Below are 605 nucleotides of genomic sequence, written 5' to 3'. Positions count from 1 at the left end.
TGTACAGTCCGGGGACATGGTAGACAGGTGTTCGGGGACATGGTGAACACTTTTTAACATCCTTTACCCATGGTGATCGACTTTTTCTTCAGGTCGATCACCCCCACTTTCGTGCTGTACCACCACACTTCATAGCAGCCGTCATCCTGTGTCTCCCTCAGCCCGACCCGTTCTCCCCTGAACGCCTTGCCTGCGCTCAGACTGACACCCTGTATGCTCAGCTTTCCGCTGACATCCACTTTCCTGACCTTCACCCCTTCATCGTATTCAGGTGGCGTTACGCTGCCGCTGTACTGCCGGGCAGACGGCTGATAACGCGAGGCCGGTACCGCCATATCCAGCGCCTCGTGCGGGCGTTCAAGGTTGTACACCGTGCGCCAGTGATCGAAAGCGCGTTGCAGCTCTCCGCTGTCCGCGAACCATTTTCCCTGCAGCACTTCCGCCTTCAGGCTGCGGTGAAAACGCTCCAGCTTGCCCTGCGTCTGCGGATGATAAGGCCGGGAGTGCCCCACCCGGATACCGTGGCGCATCAGCCACAGCTCCAGCGCCGTCCAGGTGCCGGTGGTGTCGCCCCACGGTGAGCCGTTGTCCATCGTCATCCTGTC

General features: G+C 59.8%; 1 protein-coding gene. It reads right to left on the bottom strand.

The features are described from left to right. Positions 1–53: 53 nt before the first annotated feature. Positions 54–605, bottom strand: a 552-nt coding sequence (locus IM303_RS22125) for an integrase core domain-containing protein (RefSeq protein ID WP_193360253.1), incomplete at its 5' end; no start/stop codon positions are given.

Origin of the sequence: Enterobacter cloacae complex sp. P38RS (assembly GCF_014930775.1) — a bacterium.
GTDB lineage: Bacteria > Pseudomonadota > Gammaproteobacteria > Enterobacterales > Enterobacteriaceae > Enterobacter > Enterobacter bugandensis.
This window is presented reverse-complemented; position numbering and strand designations above follow the sequence as displayed.